Here is a 23679-nt window from a genome sequence, read left to right on the forward strand (position 1 = left end):
ATTTTTTCGCGTCATTTCGCGTCTTTCGCGGTTAAAAGGCTTTTTTCGTGTTTCACGGCCACCACGGCGCCGCGGGAAGACCTCACCCCTTCACCGCACCCGCCGTGAGGCCGGCGACGATGGGGCGCTGGAAGGCCACGATGAGGGCCACCACCGGGACGGTCACCACCATCGAGGCGGCGGCGATGGAGCCCGTGGGCAGCTCGAAGCGGGAGCTGCCGGTGAAGAAGGCGATGGCCGCCGGCACGGTGCGAGCGTCGTTGGTGGAGGTGAGGGCGGCGGCGAACAGGAAATCATTCCAGGCGAAGATGAACACCAGGATGGCGGCGGTGAACACGCCGGGGGCGGCCAGGGGCGCGATGACATGGCGGAAGGCCTGCCACGGGGTGGCGCCGTCCACGCGCGCGGCGCGCTCCAGTTCCCAGGGCACCTCCCGGAAGAAGGCCGCCAGGATCCAGATGCCCAGGGGCAGGGTGAAGGTCATGTAGGGGAGGATGAGCCCGGCCCAGGTATCGAACAGGCCGAGGACCCGCCACATGTCGAACAGGGGGCCGATGATGGCCACCGGCGGGAACATGGCGATGGCCAGGGCCGCCCCCAGCAGCAGGCCGCGGCCGCGAAAGCGCAGGCGCACGATGGCATAGGCGGCGAGCATGGCCAGCATCACCGACAACAGGGTGGAGATGGCGGCGATGCCCAGCGAGTTGGCCAGGGCGGCCGGGAACTGGGCGTCGGCGAAGATGGCCCGGTAGTGCTCCAGACTGAGGCGGGCGGGCACCAGGCGACCGTCGCCGAGGTCTGCCGCCGGCTTCAGCGACAGGGCGGCGATCCAGGCCATGGGCAGCAGGGCGTAGACCAGCACCACCGCCACCCCGGCGCGCCAGAACAGGGCCTCCATGGTGCGTCCGTTCACGGCTGGGTCCGCCGCGCCAGGTCGAGGCCGAGGCCTTTGACGAACAGCCAGGCGATGGCCACCACGCAGAGGAATATGAGTACCGACACCGCCGAGCCGAGGCCCAGGTTCAGGCGACCCATGAGGGTCTCGTAGCCCACCACCGAGACCGTCTCGGTGCCCTGGGCGCCGCGGGTCTGCACGTAGACGGTGTCGAAGATACGGAAGGCGTCAAGGGTACGGAACAGCAGCGCCACCAGGATGGCCGGTCTCATGAGGGGCAGGGTGACGTGGCGGAAGCGTTGCCAGGCCGAGGCCCCGTCCACCCGCGCCGCCTCCAGCAGCTCCCGCGGCACCAGGGTGAGGCCGGCCAGCAGCAACAGCGCCATAAAGGGGGTCGTCTTCCACACCTCGGTGAGGATGATCACCAGGAACGCGGACCAGCGCTCCCCCAGCCACGCCTGGTCCACCCCCAGCCACGGGTTCACGAAGCCGGACACGGGGTCGAAGGCGAACTTCCAGGCCAGGGCCGCCACCACCGTAATGACGGCGTAGGGCACCAGCACCGCGGCCCGCAGGGTGCGGCGCAGGAACAGGGCGCGGTGCATCATCAGCGCCAGGGCCATGCCCAGCACCAGCTCGATGGCCACCGAGCCCACGGTGATGAACAGGGTATTGGCCAGGGACTGCCACCACACCTCGGAGCCGAGGACGCTGACGTAGTTGTCCAGGCCGGCGAAGCCACGGCGGGCAGGGAAGCGCAGGTCGTAGTGGAACAGGGACAGCCCGATGGCATGGATCAGCGGCCAGGCCGTCACCGCCACCATGGCCAGGGCCGCGGGTGCGCACAGCAGCCAGCCCAGGCGCTCCTCCGGGCTCACCCTTCCCTTCATGGCTGGCCCTTCACAACAGGCCCTCGGAACGCAGGGCGCGACCCACTGCCGCCCGCAGGCGGGCCAGGTCCCGCTCCGGCTCGATGGCCGCCATGGGGTGAAGGGTACGGCTGATGGCCAGGGAAACGTCGTTGTAGAGGGGGGTGCGGGGGCGCTGCACGGCATCCTCCAGGGTGGCACGCAACAGGTCAGCGAAGGGAAAAACCGCCCTCACCACGGGTTCGTCGTAGAGGGCGGCGATGGTGGGCGGCAGCCCGCCGCGGGCCGCTGCCAGGCGCTGGTTGTCGGCGGCGGCGATGCATGCGGCGGCCTCGAAGGCCAGTTCCGGGTGACGGGTGTGGGCCCCCACCCCCAGATTGATACCCCCCAGGGTTACCCGGCTGGGGCGCCCCGGCACCACCGCCGGCCAGCGCGCCCAGCCCATATTCTCGGCCACCGCCGGGGCATGGGCCCGGGCGCTCGGCCAGACATAAGTGTAGTTGACCATGAAGGTGGCGATGCCCGCCTCGAAGGCGCGCCGCCCGTGGTCCTCCCGGGCATTGGCCAGGCCCGGGGGTGCCGCGGGCGAGGTGGCCAGCCGGCGCATGGTGTCGAGGGCGGTGAGGGTGGGTCCCCGCTCCAGGGATACCGCCTCGCCGTCCGGCGTCAATACCGACCCGCCGGCGGAGGCCAGCAGGGCGGTGAAGAACACCGTGAAGCCCTCGTAGCGCTCCCCCTGGACCTGGATGGCACCGGGGGTACCGAGGGCCTCGGCCAAGTCCAGCATCTCACCCCAGGTCGCCGGCGCCTCCTCCACGCGGTCGCGGCGATACCACAGCAACTGGGTGTTGGTGGTGAAGGGCGCTGCCCACAGACGTCCATCGTACCCGGCGCTCTGAAGGGGGGCCGCCAACCGCCCCCGGCGGATGGCGTCGGCCTGGTCCTGCGGCCACGGCAGCAGCCAGCCTGCGGCGGCGAATTCCGGCGTCCAGATGACGTCCATGCCCATGAGATCGATGGCCTCGTCCCCCGCCGCCAGGCGCCGCACCAGTTGCTCGCGTTGCTGGGAGGCGTCCGTGGGCAGGGGCGCGATGACCACCTCGTAGGCCCCGCCGGCGGCCTCGGTGCAGTGCCGCGCCGCCTCCTCGAAGGCCCCGGAAGGCTCGTCGAAGACGTACCAGTGGAGGGTGGGCGCCTTGTCGGTCGACTCGGCGCAGGCGGCGAGCAGCAGTGCCCCGGCGAGGGTCGTGGGGATCGCTAAGAGATGGCGGATGACGGACGGCAATGGTGAATGGTGAATGGTGAATGGTGAATGGTGAATGGTGAATGGTGAATGGTGAATGGTGAATGGTGAATGGTGAATGGTGAATGGTGAATGGTGAATGGTGAATGGTGAATGGTGAATGGTCTGCAGCAAAACCCGGGGCGCGGGGATCGTCAAGGTCTGGAGCGCGATCACTCCCCGGGGAGGCTCAGTGCCACAGGTCGCTAATGCGCCAGCGGGGCGGGGTCTCCCTGGGCGGTCGAGGTAAACTTCGTACTCCCGCCTGCATGACAGGGCCAACCGGGCAGGGAGTGGGACCGATTGAGCCCGCCAGGGCACCGCCATCACTGACGGTCCATGCCACCGCCCTTGGGCTTCGGATCAATCCTCCAGGCGCCAGCGACGGGCGCGCAACCGCTCCAGTTCCTCCAGCAGGTCGAGGGCCAGGGCCGCCCCGGCGGCGTTGACGCCGAGATCCCTTTCCAGGCGCAGGGCGCAACGGACCCGGTAGACGCTCACCCCGCGGAAACGCCAGCCCCGCGGGTCGCGCCCCAGGGGCTCCGCCACGCCCTGCTCCACCAACTCGAACACATGCTCCGCCGGCACCCCACAGCTGCGGCAGAGTTCGCCGAGGCTCAGTTCCACCTCTTCCAGCACCTCGCCGGTCATCAATGACAACACGTCTCCAGCCATGGCTCGTCAGCCTCCCATGTGTGCCCGTGGATTGAAGGCCAGAGCCTGCTCCATCTGGCGATAAGCGGCCTTGGCCGCCTCGGTGTCCGCCGGTGGCAGGGCCACATTCAGTACCACGTAAAGGTCGCCCGGCCTGGGCCCCGGGATACCCCTGCCCTTCAGGCGCAGTTTACGCCCGTTGCCGGAACCGGGGGGTATCTTGAGGTCCACGGCCCCCGTGGGCATGGGCACCTTCACCGTGGCCCCGAGGGCCGCCTCCCATGGGGCCACGGGCAGTTCCATCACCACGTCCCTGCTCTCCACGTGATAGAGGGGGTGAGGACGGAACTCGATCTCGAGGTAGAGGTCTCCGGCCTCGCCCTGGCCCATGCCGGCCCCGCCCTGACCGCCCAACCGGATATGTTGGCCCTGGCGCACACCCTTCGGTATGCGCACGTTGAGGGTGCGCTCCTGCACCCGCGGCCGGCCGTCCGGCCCCAACTCCGTGTGGCGCAGGGTGACGCTGCGGGTGGCGCCATGGTAGGCATCCTCCAGGTCGATGAGGACCTTGGCATGAGTATCCTCGCCGCGGGCATTGAAGCCGGTCGAACGCCGGCCACCCCCCGCACGCGAGAAGCCGCGCCCGAACAGGCTCTCGAAGAAGTCGCTGAACTCGGCGGCATCGGCGTCGGTGAAGCCACCACCGTGGAACTCGAAACCCTGGTCCCAATCGGGCGGCGGCCGGAAGTCCTGGCCCGCCTTCCAGTTGGCACCCAGCTGGTCGTAGGCGGCCCGCTTCTCCGGGTCCTTAAGCACTTCGTAGGCCTCACCCACTTCCTTGAAGCGCTGCTCGGCGTCCGCCTCCTTGCTGACATCGGGATGATATTTGCGCGCCAGCTTGCGGTAGGCACGTTTTATCTCGTCCTGGGTGGCGTCCCGCTCGACGCCCATGATCTTGTAATAATCTTTAAATTCCATATCGGGCTCTCTGCGCAACCACTGCCTGGAATGGCACCCCCCGCCCCCGCCGGGGCCCGCGGATGACGTCACTCCTTATATGGTTGCCCGGGTGGGGAAATTTCAATGCCCGATATCACCCGAGACTTTCGATCATGAGGAACCGTATCCGCAGCGCTCAGCAGCGACGCCTCTCCCGCTGGCGAGGCGGGACGCCGCCATTGCGGAAGAGTCGGGCGCGCAGGGCGGGGCTCGCCCCCAGTAGTGTGCCCGCGACCAGGGCCGCCACCATCACGTCCGAGACCCGGACGCCCCGGCGGCCGAGACGCTGGCCCAGGTCCTCGCCCAGGCGCGCCGCCATGTCTACCGGCCGCTCATCCGCGTCCGCGGGCGCCCCGGCGGCGGGGGGCGCCGACTGAGATGCGGCACCGTCATGACGGCCGCGCAATATCAGCCACACCCCCAGGGCACCGAGGAGAGCCACCCCCACCAGGGCCCCGCCCACGATGAGGGCCGCGCTCCAGGGCGCCATGACCTGAGCCAGGGCGAGATACGCCGCGAGGACCAGAAAGCCGGCACCGCTCACCGCAAGCAGGGCCAGCACCAGGCTCAGGACCGCCATCGCCAGCCCCCGGCGCCAGACGGCCCGGACCCTGGCCCGTGCCGCCGCCAGCACTCCACCGGCCATCCCCCGGAGCCAGGATGCGGCGCGGTGCGTGCGACTCAATGTCCGCGGCGATCCAGCAGCATCCCGACCACGAAGCCGGTGCCGAAGGCCACGAGAATGCTCGTCAAAGGGCGCTCTTCCACCTCCCGACCGACCGCGCCGTAGGCCTCGGTGGCGCGCCGGCGGACATCAGCCCCGGCCTGACGGGCCCGAGTCTGCATCCCTTCGTAGGCCTCGCTTCCCTCCTTTAACCCCGCCTGCTTGATGGTGTCGATGAGCGTGGCCATGTCCTCGCGCAAGGTAGCGACATCGGTCTTGAGCTGCTCGAGTTCTTTGTCGAATTCGTTGGTAGTGGCCATCGTTCCTCCTGCGTTTGAATGTATTACCGGCAGAACCTATTGGGCCGCTTCGATAGCGTACACCATCGAAAATAGTGCGGCTCCCTGCGCCACTCGGCAAACGTCGAATTCTTCAACGTTTGTTCTAGGATAGACCCACCAATGGGTCTTCTGCATTGAAGAATCGCAAGTCACCCCGCGCCGCGCAGCCAGAGATACTTGAAGCGGGGCGGAGTTAGTGCCTTTTCATTCCGCCCCCAGCAACTCGCGCACCCGCGCCGCGCTCACCAGGTAGGGTCTCCCAGCCTCCCTTGCAGGAAAGATGCCGGCCCCACCACCGGGCCCAGGGGCCGGCACGTGGTCCATAACCCCCGGCCACCGGGGCATTTGCACCGATATTCCATATCAGTCGGCCGGGGCGGGATGAGCCCGGGCCGGCGTGCCGGGCCCCGGCGCCCTGGTATGCCCCTTGCTTTGCACTTTGTAGATTCCGACACCATGAGCGAAGGATGGACGACGACCATGACCGAAGCATCCGCCACCCTGCATGAACCCGCAGAAATGCTGTCCGGGGACACCATCGATCTCCACCGCGCCCTCGTCTCCCTGCAGGAGGAACTGGAGGCCGTGGACTGGTACCGCCAGCGGGCCGACGCCTGTGGGGATGAGGAGTTGAGAGACATCCTCCGCCACAACATGCGCGAAGAGATGGAACACGCCGCCATGCTGCTGGAGTGGCTGCGACGTAATGAGCCGGACTTTGCCGGTCAGATGGCCGAGTATCTCAATACCACGGGCCCCATCACCGCGGCCGAGGCGGAAGGAGGCACTGCGGCAGCGGAGTCTCCCGGGCCGGAGGCGGCGGAAGAACCGGACGTCGAGGCGTTCACCATCGGCAATCTGAAGGAGTAATCCATGACCGCATACCTGAACAGGCAGACCAGCGGCTTTTCCGACGACCTGTGGTCACGCATCGACGCCACGGCGGTGGCGGCCGCCCGGGATATCCTCACCGCCCGCCGCATCCTCGACGTGGACGGCCCCTACGGCCCCGGCCTCACCAGTATCGAGGTGGGCGACGAGAACGTGACCCAGCCGGGGGATGACAGCAAGGCTGCCACGGTGGCGGGCCGGGCCATCGCCGTACCCATGTTGCGCCAACCCTTCGACCTCAGCATCCGCCGGGTGGAAGGCCATCTCGGCAAGGAGTTGCCCCTCGATCTGCGGCCCGTGGAGGACGCCGCCGAAGCCGTGGCACGGCGCGAGGAGGAACTCATCTATTACGGCCTGGAAGAAACCGGTCTCGAGGGACTGATGACGGCCGAGGGGCGCAACCACATGGAGTGCAGTGACTGGGACCAGGTGGAAAACGCGGTGAACGATGTCCTACAGGCCGTGACGCGGCTCGACCACAGCGGCTTCCGCGGGCCCTATGCCCTGGCCCTTTCGCCCGTTCGCTACAACGCCCTGTTCCGCCGCTATGAAGGCTCCGACATGCTGCAGGTGGACCACCTGCGGCGGCTGTGCGAGGGGGGTGTCTTCAAGGCCCCCATCGACGGCGCCGTGTTGGTGGACCCCCGGGTCGGCGACATCAAGGTCGGGCAGGATCTGCGGGTGGGCTACGGCACCAACGACGGCATTCACTTCAAACTGTTCGCCAGCGAGAGCCTGGTGCTCATGCTGGATTCCCCCACTGCCGTATGCACCCTGGAGGAGTGAGAGGGCATCCCCCATCACTGATTCACGATATCGATAAGGAGATAGCCATGAGCCGATACGAACCAACCACCGTCGAGACAACCACGCTCGAGCGATCCCTGCCATGGGCGGCGGCCATGGCCTTTCTGGTGCTCATGATCGCGACATCCATGGCCCTGGCCGCGCCGGGGGCATCCAACCCGGAGCGGCCGCAGTTGGGGGTGGTGGTTCAGCAGGTGCCCTTCGATCATCTTCATGCCAAGGACCTCTCCCACGGAGTGGCCGTGAGCCGGGTAGTACCCGACAGTGCGGCCGATGAGGCCGGCATCGAGGGCGGAGACATCCTGATACGGCTGGAAGACGAGCCGATCTATTCGCCCGCGCGGCTGCAGTGGCTGATGGGTCAACTGCCCGTCGACGAGACCCTGGAACTGCGCATCCATCGTGACGGTGCAGCCAAGACCCTGGAGGTCACCCTGGCCGCGCCCGCCGAGCGGCAGGCGCGGCGCCCGTCCCGGCAAGCCGGCATCGCCCACCTCGGCATCGCCATGACGCCCCTCACCCCCGGACTGCGCCAAGGCTATGGCGTGCCCCGCGACAGCGGCGTGCTGGTATCCGACGTGGAAAAGAACGGACCGGCCCACGAGGCCGGGGTGAAGGCCGGCGATGTACTGATGAAGATCGACAGGCGCACCATCCACACTCCTGTCGATGTGTTGCGAGCCGTGTATTTCTTCGACCCCGGCGACGAGGTGACCATCACCCTGCTGCGGGATGGCGAGGCCAAGACCGTGGAGACCACCCTGGGTCGCGCCGAGCCCCGCCATCGGCCCCGCCAGCACAGCCACCATCCCTACACCATGCCGCCCGGCTACGGTCAGCCCGTGCATCCCATGCCCATGATGCCGTATCCCTATGGCCCGCGGTGGGACGAAGGCGCCGCGGCCGGTGGTGACAGTGAGTCAAAAGGGGGCGCGTCCTCCGAGGATGGCAACGGCGCCGCAGACGAGGGCATATAATCGACATCCCCCGTCGGGCGGGGCCGGCGGATAGGGACGATGGTTTATTCCTCCCGCCTGCTACGGCAGGCGGAGCGCTCATATCCGGCTCGAGCAATCAGGACGGTTATCCCGTCCCGGGTATGGGGTATGGACAACGAATGAACCCCTCCGCGCCCGGGATGGCTTGATCCGCAAGGGTGGTTGCCGCAATCTAGAATCGAGTTCGGAACGTCGGTTCGGCGGACCGCCCAACAACGACAACAGGGGAGTGCCATGGCAGACATCAAGAGTATGGTAAGGAACGGCGGCACCGCGGACCCCCAGCAGGCCGACCGCGAACAGGAGTTGGCGGGCTGGGACGAGGAGACGGGTCGCCGCGTGGCCGCGGAAGTGGGTGTGGAGATGACTGCGGAGCATTGGTCCGTGGTGCACGGCCTGCGGGAGCACTATCTCGAGCACGGCCAGCCGGAGAGTGGGAGGGACCTCGCCGATGCTTTGGCAGAGGCCTTCGCCGAACAGGGAGGAAGGCGTTATCTGTATAAACTGTTTCCCGGTGGCCCGGTGACCCAGGGCCTGAAGATCGCCGGCCTGCCCGTGCCCGCCTACACCGAGGACGAGGGCTTCGGCACCGCCCTGTAACCATCCCGTGGACAGCGCCGTTGCCGGCCCCTGGAGAGCTTCATGCACGGAATATTCTTTGGCCATCCCCTGGTGGTGCCCCTGGTGTCCCTGCTGGCGGGCATCGCCATCCTGATGGTACCGCGCCTGCTCAACTACATCGTCGCCGGTTACCTGATCGTCCTCGGCCTGGTGGGGCTGCTCGATTATCTGCGTCCCACCATGTGAGGTTGCCGAGTCAGGCCGGGCCGGCATGCCGCGGATCGGGCGTATCCCCCCTTAACGTGAAAGTCGCCGCAGGGCCGCGGCCTGCCGGCCGGAAGGGTCCTGGAGGCTCGCCGTCATCATGAGCATGTCGTCCCGGGGTGGCCCCGGCCCGAACCGTGTCAGGGTCTCCATGAGCCGGCGATTGAAATCGGGGCTGGGGAGGGTGTTGTGGCGGATCACGAATTGCTCCAGGCGCTCCATGCCGAAGGCCCTGCCCTGCCCGTCCCGGTGTTCGATGATGCCGTCGGTGTAGAAGAACAGCTTGTCCCCCGGGTCCAGGGACCGCCGGGCAGCCGAACACGCCAGCGGTGCCGGATGGGACACCCCCAGCAGGGTGGACTCGGAGGCCAGGGTCTCCGTATTCCCACTGGCACGGCGATAATGGATGGCCGGCGGATGCCCCGCCCCGGCGTAGTCCAGGGTACCGTGGCGGACATCGAGAAAGGCCACGAAAAACGACGCATAGATGCCGATCCCCGCCAGGGACCGGCACAGAAAGGCATTGAGTTCGTCCACCAGTTCACAGGGGTGGCCGGCACGCGGGGCGTGGGCGAGCACGAAGGTATTGATACGCGCGGCGTACAGGGCGCTGCCCACGTCATGACCCACGGCATCGCACAGACACACCACCACCCGGCCGTCACACAGCGGCAGGATGCTGCCATAGTCGCCGCCGATGTCGCCCCAGGGCACACAGTTCACGGCGATGTGCAGATCCCCGTCGCTGTAGTCCTCCGGCAGAAAGCTGTAATGGATACGCGCCGCCCGCCGGCGTTCGTCCTCACCAATCATCGAATCACGCTCGTATGGAACCATGCCTCTACACCTCGCCGGTGACGCCTGGATGAGAAGGAGACCACCAGGGCCACGGTCAATTGGTTCACCGGCCGCGGTCTCGCGGCGATGCCTTCTCCTCACAGACCGGGATGGGACGCGCCGCTTTTCGTCGCACCTGAAAGCAGACGCCGCGGCGACCGGTATTCTGAACGAGGTCCATCGCCATCCATTATCCTGTGGCCCCATGGGGCGTCACACGCCCGGGCCGATGCCCGCCGATTATCCGGAGTCACCATGAGTGAACAACCCGCACGCACGGTGGCCATCGTGGGCGGTGGGTTTGCGGGCATCACCGTCGCCCGCCGACTCGAACGACAACTGCCCGACCACTGGCGCATCCTGCTGCTCAGCCGCGAGAACTACATCACCTACAACCCCCTGCTCGCGGAGGTGGTGGGGGCCTCCATCCTGCCGGGCCACGTGGTGGCCCCCATCCGCCAGATGGTGCACCGCAGCAGCTTCCGCATGGTCAACGTCTCCCGGGTGGACCTGGAGCAACGACGGCTCATCATGGCCGAGCCCGACGCCGAACCCGTCCACTGGGACCGCCTGGTGCTGGCCTGCGGCGTGCGGGCCGACCTGGGCCGGGTGCCCGGCATGGCCGAGCACGCCGTCCCCCTCAAGCTGCTGGGGGACGCCCTGGCCCTGCGCAACCGCATCCTGGTGCAACTGGAGCGGGCCGCCCGCCAGCCCGACCCGGAGGTACGCCGGGCCCTCACCCGCTTCGTGGTAGTGGGGGGCGGCTTCAGCGGCGTGGAAGTGGCCGGTGAAATCCAGGACTTCCTCGCCGAGGCGGTGCGTTACTATCCCGAGGTGGATGCCGCGGACTGCCGGGTGGCCGTCGTCCACAGCCGCGACCGGCTGCTGAACGAGATCTCCGAGGGTCTGGGACGCTATGCCGAGAAACGCATGCGCCGCAACGGCATCGACATCCATCTCGGAGCACGGGTGGCGCAGGTGGACGGCCGCGGCGTGGAACTCAGCGGCGGCGGACGGGTGGAGGGTGCCACGGTGGTGGCCACCATCGGCACCGCCCCCATGGGGCTGATCGAAGGCGTGGCCCTGCCCAAGGAGAAGGGCCGCATCGTCACCGCCCCGGACCTGTCGGTGCAGGACCATCCGGACATCTGGGCCCTCGGGGACTGTGCATGGGTGATCAACCAGGCGGACGGCCAACCGTCGCCCCCCACCGCCCAGTTCGCGGTGCGCCAGGCGGCCCTGGTGGCCGACAACCTGGTACGCCGGGAGGCGGGCCGCGACACCCGGCCCTTCCATTACCGCTCCCGCGGCCAGTTGGCCTCCATCGGCCACAACAAGGCGGTGGCCGAGATCTACGGCCTGCGCCTGTCGGGCTTTCCGGCATGGCTGTTGTGGAGGGGCTTCTACCTGCTGCAGATCCCCACCCTGCTGCGCAAGGTGCGGGTGTACTTCGAGTGGAATTGGCAGATGCTGTTCCCGCCGGACATCGTCCACCTGCGTTTCACCCGCAGCGGCGACAACCGCTGGATCTTCGAGGCCGACGGCAAGCCGCCCCCAAACGCCGGGAAACCTGAGGGCTTTCGTAGCCACGGGCCATAACGATGCCGCCACCGCCGTAGCGGCGGAACCGCTTCGCTCGTTCCTACACGCCCCGCTGCCTTTCCTCTTTTCGTGTATTTTCGCGTCTTTCGCGGTGATGCTTTTCGCTGTCAGGCCCCGGCCCATGCGGTACAGAAGGGGCCATCAGGTGCTGCAACTCGCGGCATCCACGTGGTCACCGAGACGCAGCCAGGCGGCCCGCTCAGGGTGTTCCAGCAACTGCCGGGCCACCAGGTAGCCGGCGGCGGTCCAGGTCTGGCGGCGGCGCGCATAGCGGCCCACCAGACGGCCGGCACGGCCGTCGAAATACTCGGGCCAGTCCTCCCGGACCAGGCGCCGCTCCGCGTCGTGGAGGGCGGTCTCCAGCAGTTCCTGGTCACCCGCCTCGAGGGCCACGATGGCGAACAGCCACAACAGCATGGGCCAGTTGCCGCCGTTGTGATAGGACCACGGCCGGTTCTTGGGGTCGCAGCCGGTAAGGATACGCCACTCCTGGCCGGCGAGGGCCGGGAAACAGAGCTTCAGGGGCATTTCCCCCAACAAGTCGTCCCGGTGCGCAGCGTATAAGGCCATGATGGCGGCGGTCTGCTCCGGGGTGGCGAGACCCGCGGCGCTGGCCAGCAGGTTGCCCTGGGCGAAGAAGCGGTAGTCGAGGCGGCCCGGCCCCACGTTGCCGGCAAAATAACCGCCCCCCTCCGGCAGCCAGTCCATCAGCCAGTCGGGGATCGCCTCCGGCTGGATGTTGAACTGGTTCGCCGCGGTGGGTCCGTACTCCTCCACGCCATAGCGGTACACCTGGTTGAGGCGCTCCAGATCCAACCAGTAATAGGTACGCAGGTGATAGGCGAGGTGCCCGAGGCGCTCCTCCACCGCGGCGACATACTCCGCGTTGGCCGGTTCATCTGCCACCAGCAGCCGGCGCGCGGCACACAGGGCGGCATAGAACTGGGCCTGGATATCGATGGGATAGCCGTAGACCCCCATGCGGCGGTCGATCATAAAGGACCCGTCGGGCACCAGCATGGTGGGGAACATGTCGAAGCGCGTGACCAGGCTGAGATCGAGCACCAGGCGGATGGCTTCCTGGAACGGCGGGGTGCGCACCAGGGTGGTGTCGCCGGTGGCCCGCCCGTAGGCCTGGAGCGTAAGCAACCACCAGAAGCCGGAATCCACCGGCGCCACCCGGGCGATGGCGTGCTCGCCGAAATCGGCCGCCAGGCGCTGTCCCGCGTCAACGGTCTCGACCTTGAAGCTGGCGGGGATCAACCCCTGGCCGGGCTTGAAGCAGTCGAACTGGCGCTCGCTGCTCTGGAGTTCCACCGCGAGTTCCAGGAAATTGCGCACGATGTCGTCCCGTCCCTCCAGCAGGAGGGCGAAGGCGGACACCGCGAAGTCGCGGGTGAAGACCTGGTCGTAGTTCAGGGCCTCGAGGCCGGGATCCAGGGCCGCCACCGTGCCCACGGGACGGCCCATGTAGGAGACCACAGCCTCTTCCAGGAGGGCTCTGGCCTTGGTGATGGCGGTCTTCGTATGCTCGGTCATGGATGCCGCAAGATCCCGCTACGGTTGGGGTGGGCTCAGCAGAACGGACCAGACGGGAAGGGTAATGATTACGAGAGGGCGGGGAACGACGCGGCCGACCGGGGATGTGGAAAGCCCCCGGCCCATGGCCGGGGACGTCAGGGGCGTCCTCAGTAGCGGCGGCCGCCGCCCGAGGGCTTGTTGCTGCGGGCCTGGGCCTGGTTCACCTTGACGGCGCGGCCGGCCAGGGCGCTGCCATTCAGGGTCTTGATGGCCACGTCGGCCTCGCGATTATTGGGCATCTCCACGAAGGCGAAGCCCTTGGACTGGCCCGAGAACTTGTCGGTGATGAGCTTGACGCTGGCCACCTCACCGAATTCAGTGAAGGTCTGCATGAGTTGCTCTTCGGTGACGCCGTAGGCCAGATTGCCGACATATAGATTCATATTATTGTTTCCTCGCTTCGAGTTGAGGGTTGGGGGTTCAGGTACGCTGGTGCTGGCGCGGGCCGGACCGGCCTTTGCCGGCGCCGGCGCGGTGGGCCGGCGGGCGGTTGCTGCGCCCGCCCGGCTGGGAACGACCACCACCACCACGTCCCGGTGCCTTGAGCAACGGCTCCTCACGGCCGGAGGGCTCGAAGCCCGGAATCACCTCGGACGGTAGCTGGCGTTTCAGCAGGCGCTCGATGTCCGCCAGCAGCTTGCGCTCCTCCGAGGCCACCAGGGACAAGGCCACACCCTCCTCGCCCGCGCGACCGGTACGCCCGATGCGATGCACGTAGTCCTCGGGCACGTTGGGCAGTTCGAAGTTCACCACGTGGGGCAGGCGGCTGATGTCCAGGCCGCGGGCCGCGATATCCGTGGCTACCAGGGCGCGGATACGGCCCTCCTTGAAGTCGGACAGGGCGCGGGTACGGGCGCTCTGGCTCTTGTTGCCATGGATGGCGCTGGACTTGATGCCGTCCTGGCCGAGCTGCTCCGCCAGGCGGTTGGCGCCATGCTTGGTGCGGGTGAACACCAGCACCTGGCGCCAGTCACCGCTGCCGATGAGATGGGACAGCAGCTCGCGCTTGCGCTCCTTGTCCACCTTGTGGACGCGCTGGGACACGAGCTCGGCGGCCTGGCTCTGGCGCGCCACCTCCACCAGGGCCGGCTGATGAAGCAGGCCGTCGGCCAGCTTCTTGATCTCGTCCGAATAGGTGGCGGAGAACATGAGGTTCTGGCGCTTCTTGGGCATCACCGCCAACACCTTGCGGATGTCGTGGATGAAGCCCATGTCGAGCATGCGGTCGGCCTCGTCCAGCACCAGGATCTCCACGTGGGAGAGGTTCAGGGTACGCTGGCCCAGATGGTCCAGCAGCCGCCCGGGGGTGGCCACCAGCACATCCACGCCGGCCCGCAGGCGCTGGGCCTGGGGGTTGAAGCCCACGCCGCCGTACACCACCGCATGGCGCAGGGACAGATGCCGGCCGTAGGCCCCCACGCTCTCCCCCACCTGGGCCGCGAGTTCGCGGGTGGGCGTGAGGATGAGGGCCCGCGGGTGCCGGCCCTGAGGGTTGCCGGCACTCAGCAATTGGAGCAATGGCAGGGTGAAGGCGGCGGTCTTGCCGGTGCCGGTCTGGGCACCCGCGAGGACGTCGCGGCCTTCGAGAATGAGGGGGATGGTCTTCGCTTGGATGGGCGTCGTCTTGGCGTATCCACGCGCACTGACGGCGCGCACCAGTTCGGCTCTGAGGCCGAGTCGTTCGAAAGGCATGTAGTGTTCCTGAAAGACCAGGCCGATCACGCGGGGGCGACCGGGCCGGTGGGCGCGGAGCGTTTGACTGGAAATCGAGGTAAGCCGGAGAAGCTAAGAGGACAACCGCGAGTCACCCAGCGCCAGATCCGCTTCGCGCTGAGTGGCGCGCACTATACGCCATAGTCGGCCTCATTGCACGGACCGCGGGCGCCAATCTATTCCTGGTCTAATCCAGGTTTAATCGAAAGACGGCAATTCTTAAGTATTTATTAAGTTGTTGTTTTGGTTTCATTAAGGGTCTTGCATCTTAGGCCTTAAAGCGGTCATCATCCGCGGCCATGACGGTAGGTGGCCTTCCGCCATCACGCCCAACGGACTTCGACAACGAGACGATAAGGACCCAGGGACCGAACAGTCGATCATGCACGTCAGCCCCATCTCCAATCAGTGCTTCACGCGAGGCCCGGCATCATGAATGCCTATGGGGCCTTCCTGCTTTATCTCCTGGCGATCCTCGGCGCCGTCGCAGTGATGCTGATCTTGAACCGCTTCCTGGGGCCGAAACCCGCCACCAGCGCGGTGAAGCAGGAGCCCTTCGAATGCGGCGCCACCCCCGTGGACCTGCAAAACGTGCGACCGATACCGGTGAAGTACTACGGCGTGGCGGTGGTGTTCATCCTCTTCGATCTGGAGACGGTGTTCCTGGTGCTGTGGGCCCTGGGGGCGCAGCCCCTCGATGCCACACTCGTGGTGGTGTTCGGGCTGTTCATGACCCTGCTGGTACTGATCATGCTGTATGTGTGGAAGAGCGGCCTGCTCGAAGACGTGAGAACCTGAATGGTGGAAATGGAGCACAAGCCCATGGGCGCCATGGAATATATCACTACCCGCAAGGACGAGCTGGTGGGGTGGGCGCGTAAGTTCTCCATCTACCCCTACCCCTTCGTGACCGCCTGCTGTGCCATGGAGTTCATGTCGGTCAGTTCCACCCTCTATGACACCGACCGCTTCGGCGCCGCCCTGCCCCGCTTCACGCCGCGCCAGGCCGACCTGCTGATGGTGGTGGGCACCGTGACCCACAAGCAGGCCCCCATCCTCAAGAAGGTCTACGAGCAGATGTGCGAGCCCAAGTGGGTGATGGCCTTCGGCGTGTGCGCCACCAGCGGCGGCTTCTACCAGAACTACGCGGCCCTGGACGGCATCGACCGCATCATCCCGGTGGATGTCTATATCCCGGGCTGCCCGCCGCGCCCGGAGACGGTCATCGACGGCATCATGCAGCTCCAGGACAAGATCGCCCGTTCACCGCACCCTATCGTCAACGAACGCTTCTGATGACCATGGAACCGACCCCGCTCACCGTCCTACGCGAACGGCTGGCCACCGACGGCCTCGAGGCCAGCGAAAGCCTAGGCCTGCTGGTGATGGAGTTGCCGGCGACGGACCTGCTGGCCACTGCCAAACGCCTGAAGTCGGCCCACGGTTTCGATATCCTGCTCGACGTGACCGCGGTGGACTGGCCGGGGCGCGAGCCTCGCTTCGACGTGGTGTACCACTTCTACTCCAGCCGCGAGCACCTGCGGGTGCGGGTGAAGACCGCCGTCCCCGAAGGCGACCCCACGGTGGATTCCCTTACTCCTCTCTACGGTGCCGCCCATTTCATGGAGCGCGAGTGCCACGACATGTTCGGCATCGGCTTTCGCGACAACCCGGACCTGCGCCCTATCCTGCTCTACGAAGGCTTCGAGGGTCACCCCCTGCGTAAGGACTACGCCAAGGACCACGCCCAACCCCTGGTGCGCTATCGCCAATGACCATGCTGCCTGAGGACAACACCCTGCAGAACCCCGTACGGGCGGCCTTCACGCCCGACGAGGTGGGCGGCATGGTGGTCAACATCGGCCCCTCCCATCCGGCCACCCACGGCACCCTGCAGATCATCGCCGCCCTGGACGGAGAGCGGGTGACCCGCGCCGATGTTCACTGCGGATACCTGCACCGAGGCTTCGAGAAGGAGTGCGAGGACCACACCTGGAACAACCTCATCCCCTACGTGGACCGCCTCAACTATTGCTCCGGGCTCCTCAACGACTTCGCCTACTGCGACGCCGTGGAGACCCTCATGGAGGTGGAGATCACGCCGCGCTGCCGGGTGCTGCGCACCCTGCTGGCCGAGTACTCCCGCATCGCCGACCACATGACCTGCATCGCCGCGTCGTTGATGGAGATCGGGGCCATGACCGCCTTCCTGTATCTGATGACCATCCGCGACTACATCTATGAGCACCTCGCGGATGTCACGGGGGCGCGGGTCACCTACACCTACGGGCGCATCGGCGGCCTGGCCCGGGACCTGCCGGAGGGTTGGCTCGCGCGCCTCGAAGAGATCCTGGTGCAGTACGACGATTTCATCGGCCGGGTGCACGCCCTCATGGACCGCAACCGCATCTTCATCGATCGCACCCGCGATGTCGGCGTTCTCACCACCGAAGAGGCCCTGAACTGGGGCTTCACCGGCCCTATGCTGCGCTCCACCGGGGTGCCCCGGGACCTGCGCCGCGATACCCCTTACCTGGCCTATGAAGACCTGGACTTCGAGGTGCCGGTGGGCATCAAGGGCGACAACTACGACCGCTACTACGTGCGCATGCGGGAGATGGACGAGTCGGTGTACATGATCCGCCAGCTGGTGGAGATGCTGGAGCCCGGCCCCATCAACGTGGACGACCGTCGCTGCACGCTGCCCGAGAAGCATCTCGTCTATTCGGAGATCGAGTCCCTCATCAATCATTTTAAGCTCATCATGGAGGGCCCCCAAGTGCCAGCCGGCGATGTCTACCGCGCCCACGAGGCGGCCAACGGCGAACTCGGCTTCTACCTCGTGAGCACCGGCGGCGGAAATCCCTACCGCATGCACGTGCGCGCCCCCAGCTTCATCCACATGGGCGGGCTCCATCGCCTGCTGGAGGGCTACCAGCTGGCGGACATCGTCGCCACCTTCGGCTCCGTGAACATGATCGGCGGCGAGTGCGACCGATGAAACACCTCATCCCCGAACTGGAGGCCCTGAAGCGCCGCCTGCCCCCGGACCAGGACGGCGTCCTGGTACTGCCCGCCCTGCGGCGCATCCAGGAGGATAGGGGCTACATCGCCGACGAGGACATCGACGGCCTGGTGGAGTGGCTCGGCATTCCGCGCATCCGGGTGGAAGAGATCCTGTCCTTTTATCACATGCTGCGCCGTGCCCCCATCGGCCACTGGCACCTCCAGGTCTGTCGCAATGTCTCCTGTTCCATGCTGGGCGCCGAACGCCTCATCGCCCACCTCGAGCAACGCCTGGGGATCGCCGTGGGCGAGACTACCCCGGACGGGCGTTTCACCCTCTCTACGGTGGAGTGCCTGGGGGCCTGCGGCGGCGCACCGGTGGTGCGGGTGAACGAGGCCTACCATGATGCCGTGAACACCGAGAACGTCGATGCCCTCTTGGACGAACTGGCGGCGGCACCGCCCGCAGAAACGACGGGGGGCCGGGTATGACGGGCACCAAGGTCCTGATGAATTTCGAGGTCACGGACACCTCCCACACCCTCGACGCCTACCTCGAGCGCGGCGGCTACCAGACCCTGGAGAAGGTGCTGAAGTCCATGAAGCCGGAAGACGTCACCCAGGCGATCGTGGACTCGGGGATCCAGGGGCGGGGCGGCGCGGCCTTCCCCGCCGGGCGCAAGTGGCAGGGCATCAACCCCTATGACGGCCAGCCCCATTTCCTGGTGGCCAACGCCGACGAGGGCGAGCCGGGCACCTTCAAGGACCGCTGGGTACTGGAGCACAGCCCCCATACCCTGCTGGAATCCATGGCCATCGGTGCCTACTCCCTCGCGGCGCGTCATAATTTCATCTACATCCGCGGCGAATACGACCGCCCCTGGCGCCGCCTGGCGGCGGCGGTGGAGGAGGCCTATGCCGCCGGTTACCTGGGCGAGGGGATCCTGGGCACCGACTTCGCCACCGACATCTTCGTGTTCCGCGGCGCCGGCTCCTATGTATGCGGCGAGGCCTCGTCCCTGCTCGGCTCCATCGAGGGCACCCGGGCCTACCCCCGCAACCGGCCACCGCGCATGACCGTGAGCGGTCTGTTCCAGAGCCCCACCGTGGTCAACAACGTCGAGACCCTGTCCACCATCAGCTGGATCGTGAACCACGGTGCCGAGGCCTTCCGTGCCACCGGCTCAGACGCCAGTCCCGGCACCCGCCTGCTGTCGGTGTCCGGCCACGTGCGCCGGCCCGGGGTCTACGAAGTGGAACTGGGCTATCCCTGGGGTCGTTTATTACACCAGGACTGCGGTGGCATCCCGGGGGATCGCCCAATCAAGGCGGTGATCCCCGGCGGCATCTCCACCCCGGTGGTTCCCGCCGCCCTCGCCGGGATCCGCACCCCCGATGATCTGGATGGCGTGTTGCTCGACCACGACGCCGTGCGCGAGGCCGGCTCGTCCATGGGCTCCGGCGGCATGATCGTCATCGCCGAAGGCACCTGCATGGTGCGGCTGCTGCATATCATGCTGCGCTTCTATCATCAGGAATCCTGTGGCCAGTGCACGCCCTGCCGGGAGGGTACCGGCTGGATGCATCGCATCGTGGAACGCATCGTCGCCGGCGACGGCCGCCCCGAGGATATCGAGCGCCTCTACACCATCTCCCGCGCCAACGACGGCACCACCATATGTGGAATGGGCGACGCCGCCGGCTTTGCCACCATGGGCATACTCGACCACTTCCGCGACGAGTTCACCTACTACATCGAGCACAAACGCTCCCGCTTTGAGGGAAACATCGAATGCCCGGGATCGTAATCGACGGCCGCGAACTGGAGGCGGAGGGTGGCCAGACCGTGATGCAGGTGGCGCTGGCCCATGACATCCCCATCCCCGCCTTCTGCTGGCATCCGGCCTTGTCCATCGCCGGCAACTGCCGCGTGTGTATGGTGGAGGTGGAAGGCCGCGGGCTGGCCCTCGCCTGCAATCTGCCGATATATGACGGCCTCAAGGTGCACACGGACACCGAAGCGGTGCGCAACCAGCGCAAGCTGACCCTGCAGTTCCTGACCCTGAATCATCCCGTGGACTGTGGCATCTGCGACAAGGCCGGCGAGTGCCTGCTGCAGGATTATCACTATGCCCATAACGGCAGCCCATCCACCTCCATCGATCCCAAGGTCCACGCCACCAAGCACTACTCCCTGGGCAGCCGCATCGTGCTGGACAACGAGCGCTGCATCCTGTGCTCGCGCTGCGTGCGCTTCACCCGCGAGGTGTCGGGCTCCAACGTCCTGGGCATCAAGCACCGCGGCGACACCTCCCTGGTACGTCCCGCCGAGGGACGCAGCCTGGACGACGACCCCTACTCGGACAACGTCATCGATATCTGCCCGGTGGGGGCGCTGCTGTCGCGCGCCTTCCTGCACCAATCGCGGGTGTGGTACCTCACCACCACGCCCTCGGTGTGCCCGGGCTGCGCCCGTGGCTGCACCATCGACGTGTGGCACCGCAAACCCGAATGGCGCCTGCAGGCGGTGGCCACCCACCGCAACCACACCATCGCCCGGGTCACCCCCCACGAGAACCCCGCGGTGAACGGCCCGTGGATTTGTAACAAGGGCCGCGACCTCGCGGCCCTGGTGGAGCGGCCGCGGGCCCTGGAGCCCATGGTGAAGGGCGAAGTGGTGGCCATGGACCAGGCGCTGGAGGCCGCCCGGCAGGCCATCGCCGGCGCCCAACGGCCTCTGGCCCTGGTATCCAGCTGGGGCTCCAACGAGGAACTCGATGCCTTCAAGGAACACCTGGCGCCGCGCTTTAGCTGCGCGGTGAAGGAGGACCATCGGCAGCAGCCCAACGAGCCGGGGGACGACCACCTGCTGCTGCGGGCCGACAAGAACCCCAACACCACCCGCGCCCGGGCACTGTTCGGGGAAACGCCGGCGGCCGTCCCGGAGGGCACGGACCTGGTGCTGGTATGGGGCGAAGGCTTCGATTTCGACACGATCCCAGACGGTGTCGCCACCATCGTCCTGGGGGCCTTCGATGCGCCGGAGAATGGGTTGGCGGCGGTATTCGTCCCCCTGAGCATCCACACCGAGCGCGCCGGGCACTTCACCAACTTCGAGGGCGTGGTGAGCGCCTTCGCACCCTGTTTCCCGCCTCCGGCCACGGTGGCCGATGCCGAGACCGTGTTTCCACAGCTGGCACCGCAGGGGGCCACGTCATGATCCAGGACCTGGTGGTACACGGGGTATTCATCGCCTACTCGGTGCTGGTGCTCATGACATGCGGCCTGCTCCTCACCTGGGTGGAGCGCAAGCAGTCCGCCATCATGTCGGACCGCATCGGCGCCAACCGAGCCTACCTGCGGCTGCCCTACACCCAGGTGAAGCTGGTATGGATGGGGCTCTTCCACGGCCTCGCCGATGGCGCGAAGATGCTGCTGAAAGAGGACTTCCGCGCCGATTCCAACGACCGTCTGGCCTATACCCTGGCGCCGTGGATCGCCTTCGTGCCGGTGCTGCTGGTGTTTGCGGTGGTGCCCTTCGGCGGCACCCTGGTACCCGGCGAGTTGTTCGGCAGCGAGTGGTTCGGCGACCGCAGCTATCAGATGCAAGTGGCCCGCCTGGATGCCGGCCTGCTGGTGGTGTTCGCCTTCGGCGGCCTGGCGGTGCTCGGCACCCTGCTGGCGGGCTGGTCCTCCAACAACAAGTTCTCCCTGCTGGGGGCGGTGCGCGCCGGTTCCCAGCTCATCTCCTACGAGCTGGTGCTGGCCCTGACGGTGGTGGGCCTGCTGTTCATCTACGGCACCGTCGACCTGGTGGATATCGTCCACCAGCAATCCGGCATCGTGCTGGGCTTCCTGCCGGCCTGGGGGGTCTTCCTCCAGCCCCTGGGGGCGCTGCTGTTCGTGGTGGCGGCCCAGGCCGAGAACCAGCGCATCCCCTTCGACCTGCCCGAGGCCGAGTCGGAACTGGTGTCGGGCTATTTCACCGAGTACAGCGCCATGAAGATGGGGCTGTTCATGTTTGCCCACTTCATCGAGATCGCCATCGTCGCGGCGGTGTTCACCACCCTGTTCCTGGGCGGCTACAACCTGCCCTACATGGGAGACGACGGCTTCCTCCTGCCGGGGGGCTACGCCATCGCCATGAGCCATGGCCTGGTGGTGACCCTCCAGGTGCTGGTGTTCTGGCTCAAGGTATTCCTGATGTGCAGCTTCCTGATCCTGGTGCGCTGGTCCCTGCCGCGCTTCCGCTATGACCAGTTGCTGGGCTTCGCCTGGCGCTTCCTGTTGCCCCTGGCCCTGGCCAATCTGGTGGTCACGGTGGTGGTGGTGTGGTTCCTCCAGGGGGTGGGCCTGTGAGCCCCAGGCCCCCACGCCGCGACTACTGGAACGAGCCCACCCTCGGCTGGTGGGAGCGCGCCTATATCTTCGAGATAATCCGCGGCCTGCTCACCACCAACCGCGTGTTCTGGCGCAACATGGGGCGCTGGATGACCGGACGCAAGGGCGCGGTCACCAGCTATTATCCCGAGGAGCGGCGCCCCGACTATGCCCGCGGCAACCGTGGCAAGCATGTGCTCACCCAGCGCCCCGATGGTCGTCCCCAGTGCATCGCGTGCAACATGTGCGCCACCGTATGTCCGGCCCACTGCATCGAGATCGAGGCCGGCTTCGATATCGAGGACACCACCCATCCCAAGTATCCCGAGGCCTTCGCCATCGACTACGCCCGCTGCATCTTCTGTGGCTTCTGCGTGGAGGCCTGCCCCGAGGACGCCATCCGCATGGTGCCGGACGTCCCCAACCTGCCGGGTAGTGACCGTCATAACATGTGGCTGGACAAGGAGCACCTGATGACCTGGAACCCCCAGCAGGACGTGGCCAAGCCCTATCCTCCCAAGGGCGGTCTCCAGAAATGATGGAAACCTTCCTGCTGATGTTCTTTGCCGCCGCCGCCGTGGCCGGCGCCCTGCTCATGCTGGTGTTCCACCACCCCATGCGGGTGGCCCTGGCCCTGGCCGCCACCATGCTCTCCGTAGCGGCTCTCTACGCCATGCTCGGCCTCCACGTGGTGGCCGTGTTCCAGGTGCTCATCTACGTGGGTGCGGTGATGGTCTTCATGATCTACGCCATCATGCTGTTCGAGGTCCGCGACCGCGCCGATGTCGACCGGCGTTCGGGCTTCCTCCTGCCCGCCATCGTGGGGCTGGTGATCCTCGGCGGCATCCTGCTGGTCGTGCTGCTGCCGGGCACGCCGGTGCCGGCCGGCGCGCCGGGCCCCTTCGGCGTCCAGGCTTTCGCGCATTCCTTTCTCGCGGATTACTGGCTCTTCTTCGAACTCGCCTCGGTGCTGCTGCTGGCGGCAGTGGTGGCAGCCGTCGCGGTGCTGCGCGCCTATCAGGAACAAGACCATGGATGACACCACCCTGCTGCTCGGCCTCGCCGCGTTGCTCTTCGCCATCGGCCTCGTGGGCATCATCGTGCGGCACAACCTGCTGGTGATGCTCATGTTCCTCGAACTCATGCTGAACGGTGTGCTGCTCAGTCTGGCGGTGTTCACCGCCCATACCGGCGCCGCCGCGGGTGCGGTGCTGATCTTCCTGGCCTTCGTGGTGGCCGCCGCCGAGGTGGCCGTCGCCGTACCCCTGGTGGTCCTGCTGGCGCGCCGCCGGCGTTCCCTGGACCCGAGTGCCTACATGGAACTGCGGGGCTGAC

28 protein-coding genes are annotated in these 23679 nt (G+C 66.9%); 17 read left to right on the plus strand and 11 right to left on the minus strand.

Features of this window, described 5'->3' with window-relative positions; all coding sequences use genetic code 11:
- Positions 1–82: 82 nt before the first annotated feature.
- The 7 genes from U5S82_01545 to U5S82_01575 form a co-directional block, all read right to left on the minus strand.
- Positions 83–898: a carbohydrate ABC transporter permease gene (locus U5S82_01545; protein ID MDZ7750351.1), complete on the minus strand. Its 816-nt coding sequence runs from the start codon at positions 896–898 to the stop codon at positions 83–85.
- Positions 899–909: 11 nt separating this feature from the next.
- On the minus strand, positions 910–1785 hold the full coding sequence (locus U5S82_01550; GenBank protein MDZ7750352.1) for a sugar ABC transporter permease: 876 nt from the start codon (positions 1783–1785) through the stop codon (positions 910–912).
- 10 nt (positions 1786–1795) lie between these two features.
- Positions 1796–3049, minus strand: a complete 1254-nt coding sequence (locus U5S82_01555; protein MDZ7750353.1) for an ABC transporter substrate-binding protein — start codon at positions 3047–3049, stop codon at positions 1796–1798.
- A 360-nt stretch (positions 3050–3409) separates the two neighbouring features.
- Positions 3410–3721 carry a chaperone modulator CbpM gene (locus U5S82_01560; protein ID MDZ7750354.1) on the minus strand — a complete coding sequence of 104 codons (312 nt, stop codon included), beginning with the start codon at positions 3719–3721 and terminating at the stop codon, positions 3410–3412.
- A 6-nt stretch (positions 3722–3727) separates the two neighbouring features.
- Positions 3728–4678: a DnaJ C-terminal domain-containing protein gene (locus U5S82_01565; protein ID MDZ7750355.1), complete on the minus strand. Its 951-nt coding sequence runs from the start codon at positions 4676–4678 to the stop codon at positions 3728–3730.
- A 157-nt stretch (positions 4679–4835) separates the two neighbouring features.
- A complete protein-coding gene (locus U5S82_01570) occupies positions 4836–5384 on the minus strand; it encodes a hypothetical protein (protein MDZ7750356.1) in 549 nt (182 codons plus the stop codon).
- Positions 5381–5683 carry a DUF883 domain-containing protein gene (locus U5S82_01575; protein MDZ7750357.1) on the minus strand — a complete coding sequence of 101 codons (303 nt, stop codon included), beginning with the start codon at positions 5681–5683 and terminating at the stop codon, positions 5381–5383. Before U5S82_01575 ends, U5S82_01570 begins: the two co-directional genes overlap by 4 nt.
- 501 nt (positions 5684–6184) lie before the next feature.
- Between U5S82_01575 and U5S82_01580 the strand changes: the two genes are divergently transcribed.
- The 5 genes from U5S82_01580 (at position 6185) to U5S82_01600 (ending at position 9207) form a co-directional block, all read left to right on the plus strand.
- Positions 6185–6574 (plus strand): encapsulin-associated ferritin-like protein, encoded by a 390-nt coding sequence (locus tag U5S82_01580; protein MDZ7750358.1) that lies wholly within the window; start codon positions 6185–6187, stop codon positions 6572–6574.
- A 3-nt stretch (positions 6575–6577) separates the two neighbouring features.
- Positions 6578–7381 (plus strand): family 1 encapsulin nanocompartment shell protein, encoded by an 804-nt coding sequence (locus U5S82_01585; GenBank protein MDZ7750359.1) that lies wholly within the window; start codon positions 6578–6580, stop codon positions 7379–7381.
- Between the two features lie 47 nt (positions 7382–7428).
- Complete coding sequence (locus tag U5S82_01590) at positions 7429–8379, plus strand: PDZ domain-containing protein (GenBank protein ID MDZ7750360.1); 951 nt, start codon at positions 7429–7431, stop codon at positions 8377–8379.
- A gap of 255 nt (positions 8380–8634) precedes the next feature.
- Complete coding sequence (locus U5S82_01595) at positions 8635–9000, plus strand: TusE/DsrC/DsvC family sulfur relay protein (GenBank protein MDZ7750361.1); 366 nt, start codon at positions 8635–8637, stop codon at positions 8998–9000.
- Between the two features lie 42 nt (positions 9001–9042).
- Positions 9043–9207 (plus strand): DUF3096 domain-containing protein, encoded by a 165-nt coding sequence (locus tag U5S82_01600; protein MDZ7750362.1) that lies wholly within the window; start codon positions 9043–9045, stop codon positions 9205–9207.
- Positions 9208–9258: 51 nt separating this feature from the next.
- On the opposite strand, the gene U5S82_01605 is transcribed toward U5S82_01600, so the two are convergent.
- A complete protein-coding gene (locus tag U5S82_01605; GenBank protein MDZ7750363.1) occupies positions 9259–10062 on the minus strand; it encodes a PP2C family protein-serine/threonine phosphatase in 804 nt (267 codons plus the stop codon).
- 255 nt (positions 10063–10317) lie between these two features.
- Between U5S82_01605 and U5S82_01610 the strand changes: the two genes are divergently transcribed.
- Complete coding sequence (locus U5S82_01610) at positions 10318–11661, plus strand: NAD(P)/FAD-dependent oxidoreductase (GenBank protein MDZ7750364.1); 1344 nt, start codon at positions 10318–10320, stop codon at positions 11659–11661.
- 144 nt (positions 11662–11805) lie between these two features.
- On the opposite strand, the gene U5S82_01615 is transcribed toward U5S82_01610, so the two are convergent.
- The 3 genes from U5S82_01615 to U5S82_01625 all read right to left on the minus strand — a co-directional run bounded on the left by U5S82_01615 (position 11806) and on the right by U5S82_01625 (position 14937).
- A complete protein-coding gene (locus U5S82_01615; GenBank protein ID MDZ7750365.1) occupies positions 11806–13203 on the minus strand; it encodes a glycoside hydrolase 100 family protein in 1398 nt (465 codons plus the stop codon).
- A gap of 149 nt (positions 13204–13352) precedes the next feature.
- Positions 13353–13628 carry an RNA-binding protein gene (locus U5S82_01620; protein ID MDZ7750366.1) on the minus strand — a complete coding sequence of 92 codons (276 nt, stop codon included), beginning with the start codon at positions 13626–13628 and terminating at the stop codon, positions 13353–13355.
- Positions 13629–13665: 37 nt separating this feature from the next.
- A complete protein-coding gene (locus U5S82_01625; protein ID MDZ7750367.1) occupies positions 13666–14937 on the minus strand; it encodes a DEAD/DEAH box helicase in 1272 nt (423 codons plus the stop codon).
- 453 nt (positions 14938–15390) lie between these two features.
- On the opposite strand from U5S82_01625, the gene U5S82_01630 reads away from it, so the two are divergent.
- Genes U5S82_01630 through nuoK form a run of 11 tightly spaced genes read left to right on the plus strand, consistent with a single transcriptional unit; the run spans position 15391 to position 23678 of the window.
- Complete coding sequence (locus U5S82_01630; protein MDZ7750368.1) at positions 15391–15756, plus strand: NADH-quinone oxidoreductase subunit A; 366 nt, start codon at positions 15391–15393, stop codon at positions 15754–15756.
- Between the two features lie 9 nt (positions 15757–15765).
- Positions 15766–16254 carry an NADH-quinone oxidoreductase subunit NuoB gene (gene nuoB, locus U5S82_01635; protein MDZ7750369.1) on the plus strand — a complete coding sequence of 163 codons (489 nt, stop codon included), beginning with the start codon at positions 15766–15768 and terminating at the stop codon, positions 16252–16254.
- Entirely contained in the window at positions 16254–16733 is a 480-nt protein-coding gene (locus U5S82_01640; GenBank protein MDZ7750370.1) for an NADH-quinone oxidoreductase subunit C, read from the plus strand. Before nuoB ends, U5S82_01640 begins: the two co-directional genes overlap by 1 nt.
- Positions 16730–17959: an NADH dehydrogenase (quinone) subunit D gene (gene nuoD, locus U5S82_01645; GenBank protein MDZ7750371.1), complete on the plus strand. Its 1230-nt coding sequence runs from the start codon at positions 16730–16732 to the stop codon at positions 17957–17959. The genes U5S82_01640 and nuoD overlap by 4 nt, the downstream gene beginning before the upstream one ends.
- On the plus strand, positions 17956–18456 hold the full coding sequence (gene nuoE / locus U5S82_01650; GenBank protein MDZ7750372.1) for an NADH-quinone oxidoreductase subunit NuoE: 501 nt from the start codon (positions 17956–17958) through the stop codon (positions 18454–18456). Before nuoD ends, nuoE begins: the two co-directional genes overlap by 4 nt.
- Positions 18453–19772 carry an NADH-quinone oxidoreductase subunit NuoF gene (nuoF, locus tag U5S82_01655; GenBank protein ID MDZ7750373.1) on the plus strand — a complete coding sequence of 440 codons (1320 nt, stop codon included), beginning with the start codon at positions 18453–18455 and terminating at the stop codon, positions 19770–19772. Before nuoE ends, nuoF begins: the two co-directional genes overlap by 4 nt.
- Positions 19757–21184, plus strand: a complete 1428-nt coding sequence (locus U5S82_01660) for a 2Fe-2S iron-sulfur cluster-binding protein (protein MDZ7750374.1) — start codon at positions 19757–19759, stop codon at positions 21182–21184. Before nuoF ends, U5S82_01660 begins: the two co-directional genes overlap by 16 nt.
- Positions 21181–22323, plus strand: coding sequence for a complex I subunit 1 family protein (locus tag U5S82_01665; GenBank protein ID MDZ7750375.1), 1143 nt, complete (start codon positions 21181–21183; stop codon positions 22321–22323). Before U5S82_01660 ends, U5S82_01665 begins: the two co-directional genes overlap by 4 nt.
- Entirely contained in the window at positions 22320–22883 is a 564-nt protein-coding gene (locus tag U5S82_01670) for an NADH-quinone oxidoreductase subunit I (GenBank protein MDZ7750376.1), read from the plus strand. Before U5S82_01665 ends, U5S82_01670 begins: the two co-directional genes overlap by 4 nt.
- Positions 22880–23383, plus strand: a complete 504-nt coding sequence (locus U5S82_01675; GenBank protein ID MDZ7750377.1) for an NADH-quinone oxidoreductase subunit J — start codon at positions 22880–22882, stop codon at positions 23381–23383. The genes U5S82_01670 and U5S82_01675 overlap by 4 nt, the downstream gene beginning before the upstream one ends.
- The gene (gene nuoK, locus U5S82_01680; GenBank protein ID MDZ7750378.1) at positions 23376–23678 is read left to right on the plus strand and encodes an NADH-quinone oxidoreductase subunit NuoK; all 303 of its coding nucleotides are present in this window, start codon (positions 23376–23378) and stop codon (positions 23676–23678) included. The genes U5S82_01675 and nuoK overlap by 8 nt, the downstream gene beginning before the upstream one ends.
- Position 23679: the final 1 nt, after the last annotated feature.

The organism is Gammaproteobacteria bacterium (assembly GCA_034522055.1).
Taxonomy (GTDB): domain Bacteria; phylum Pseudomonadota; class Gammaproteobacteria; order JAABTG01; family JAABTG01; genus JAABTG01.

Bases quoted from the DNA above. Each gene is read 5' to 3' on its own strand.
- nuoK (MDZ7750378.1), top strand. From the start codon at position 23,376: ATGGATGACACCACCCTGCTGCTCGGCCTCGCCGCGTTGCTCTTCGCC.
- U5S82_01640 (MDZ7750370.1), top strand. From the start codon at position 16,254: ATGACCATGGAACCGACCCCGCTCACCGTCCTACGCGAACGGCTGGCC.
- U5S82_01585 (MDZ7750359.1), top strand. From the start codon at position 6,578: ATGACCGCATACCTGAACAGGCAGACCAGCGGCTTTTCCGACGACCTG.
- U5S82_01550 (MDZ7750352.1), bottom strand. From the start codon at position 1,785: ATGAAGGGAAGGGTGAGCCCGGAGGAGCGCCTGGGCTGGCTGCTGTGC.
- U5S82_01600 (MDZ7750362.1), top strand. From the start codon at position 9,043: ATGCACGGAATATTCTTTGGCCATCCCCTGGTGGTGCCCCTGGTGTCC.
- U5S82_01575 (MDZ7750357.1), bottom strand. From the start codon at position 5,683: ATGGCCACTACCAACGAATTCGACAAAGAACTCGAGCAGCTCAAGACC.
- U5S82_01615 (MDZ7750365.1), bottom strand. From the start codon at position 13,203: ATGACCGAGCATACGAAGACCGCCATCACCAAGGCCAGAGCCCTCCTG.
- U5S82_01625 (MDZ7750367.1), bottom strand. From the start codon at position 14,937: ATGCCTTTCGAACGACTCGGCCTCAGAGCCGAACTGGTGCGCGCCGTC.
- U5S82_01660 (MDZ7750374.1), top strand. From the start codon at position 19,757: ATGCCCGGGATCGTAATCGACGGCCGCGAACTGGAGGCGGAGGGTGGC.
- U5S82_01610 (MDZ7750364.1), top strand. From the start codon at position 10,318: ATGAGTGAACAACCCGCACGCACGGTGGCCATCGTGGGCGGTGGGTTT.
- nuoB (MDZ7750369.1), top strand. From the start codon at position 15,766: ATGGAGCACAAGCCCATGGGCGCCATGGAATATATCACTACCCGCAAG.
- U5S82_01595 (MDZ7750361.1), top strand. From the start codon at position 8,635: ATGGCAGACATCAAGAGTATGGTAAGGAACGGCGGCACCGCGGACCCC.
- nuoD (MDZ7750371.1), top strand. From the start codon at position 16,730: ATGACCATGCTGCCTGAGGACAACACCCTGCAGAACCCCGTACGGGCG.
- U5S82_01675 (MDZ7750377.1), top strand. From the start codon at position 22,880: ATGATGGAAACCTTCCTGCTGATGTTCTTTGCCGCCGCCGCCGTGGCC.
- U5S82_01565 (MDZ7750355.1), bottom strand. From the start codon at position 4,678: ATGGAATTTAAAGATTATTACAAGATCATGGGCGTCGAGCGGGACGCC.
- nuoF (MDZ7750373.1), top strand. From the start codon at position 18,453: ATGACGGGCACCAAGGTCCTGATGAATTTCGAGGTCACGGACACCTCC.
- U5S82_01620 (MDZ7750366.1), bottom strand. From the start codon at position 13,628: ATGAATCTATATGTCGGCAATCTGGCCTACGGCGTCACCGAAGAGCAA.
- U5S82_01605 (MDZ7750363.1), bottom strand. From the start codon at position 10,062: ATGGTTCCATACGAGCGTGATTCGATGATTGGTGAGGACGAACGCCGG.
- U5S82_01590 (MDZ7750360.1), top strand. From the start codon at position 7,429: ATGAGCCGATACGAACCAACCACCGTCGAGACAACCACGCTCGAGCGA.
- U5S82_01580 (MDZ7750358.1), top strand. From the start codon at position 6,185: ATGACCGAAGCATCCGCCACCCTGCATGAACCCGCAGAAATGCTGTCC.
- U5S82_01630 (MDZ7750368.1), top strand. From the start codon at position 15,391: ATGAATGCCTATGGGGCCTTCCTGCTTTATCTCCTGGCGATCCTCGGC.
- U5S82_01665 (MDZ7750375.1), top strand. From the start codon at position 21,181: ATGATCCAGGACCTGGTGGTACACGGGGTATTCATCGCCTACTCGGTG.
- U5S82_01545 (MDZ7750351.1), bottom strand. From the start codon at position 898: ATGGAGGCCCTGTTCTGGCGCGCCGGGGTGGCGGTGGTGCTGGTCTAC.
- U5S82_01560 (MDZ7750354.1), bottom strand. From the start codon at position 3,721: ATGGCTGGAGACGTGTTGTCATTGATGACCGGCGAGGTGCTGGAAGAG.
- nuoE (MDZ7750372.1), top strand. From the start codon at position 17,956: ATGAAACACCTCATCCCCGAACTGGAGGCCCTGAAGCGCCGCCTGCCC.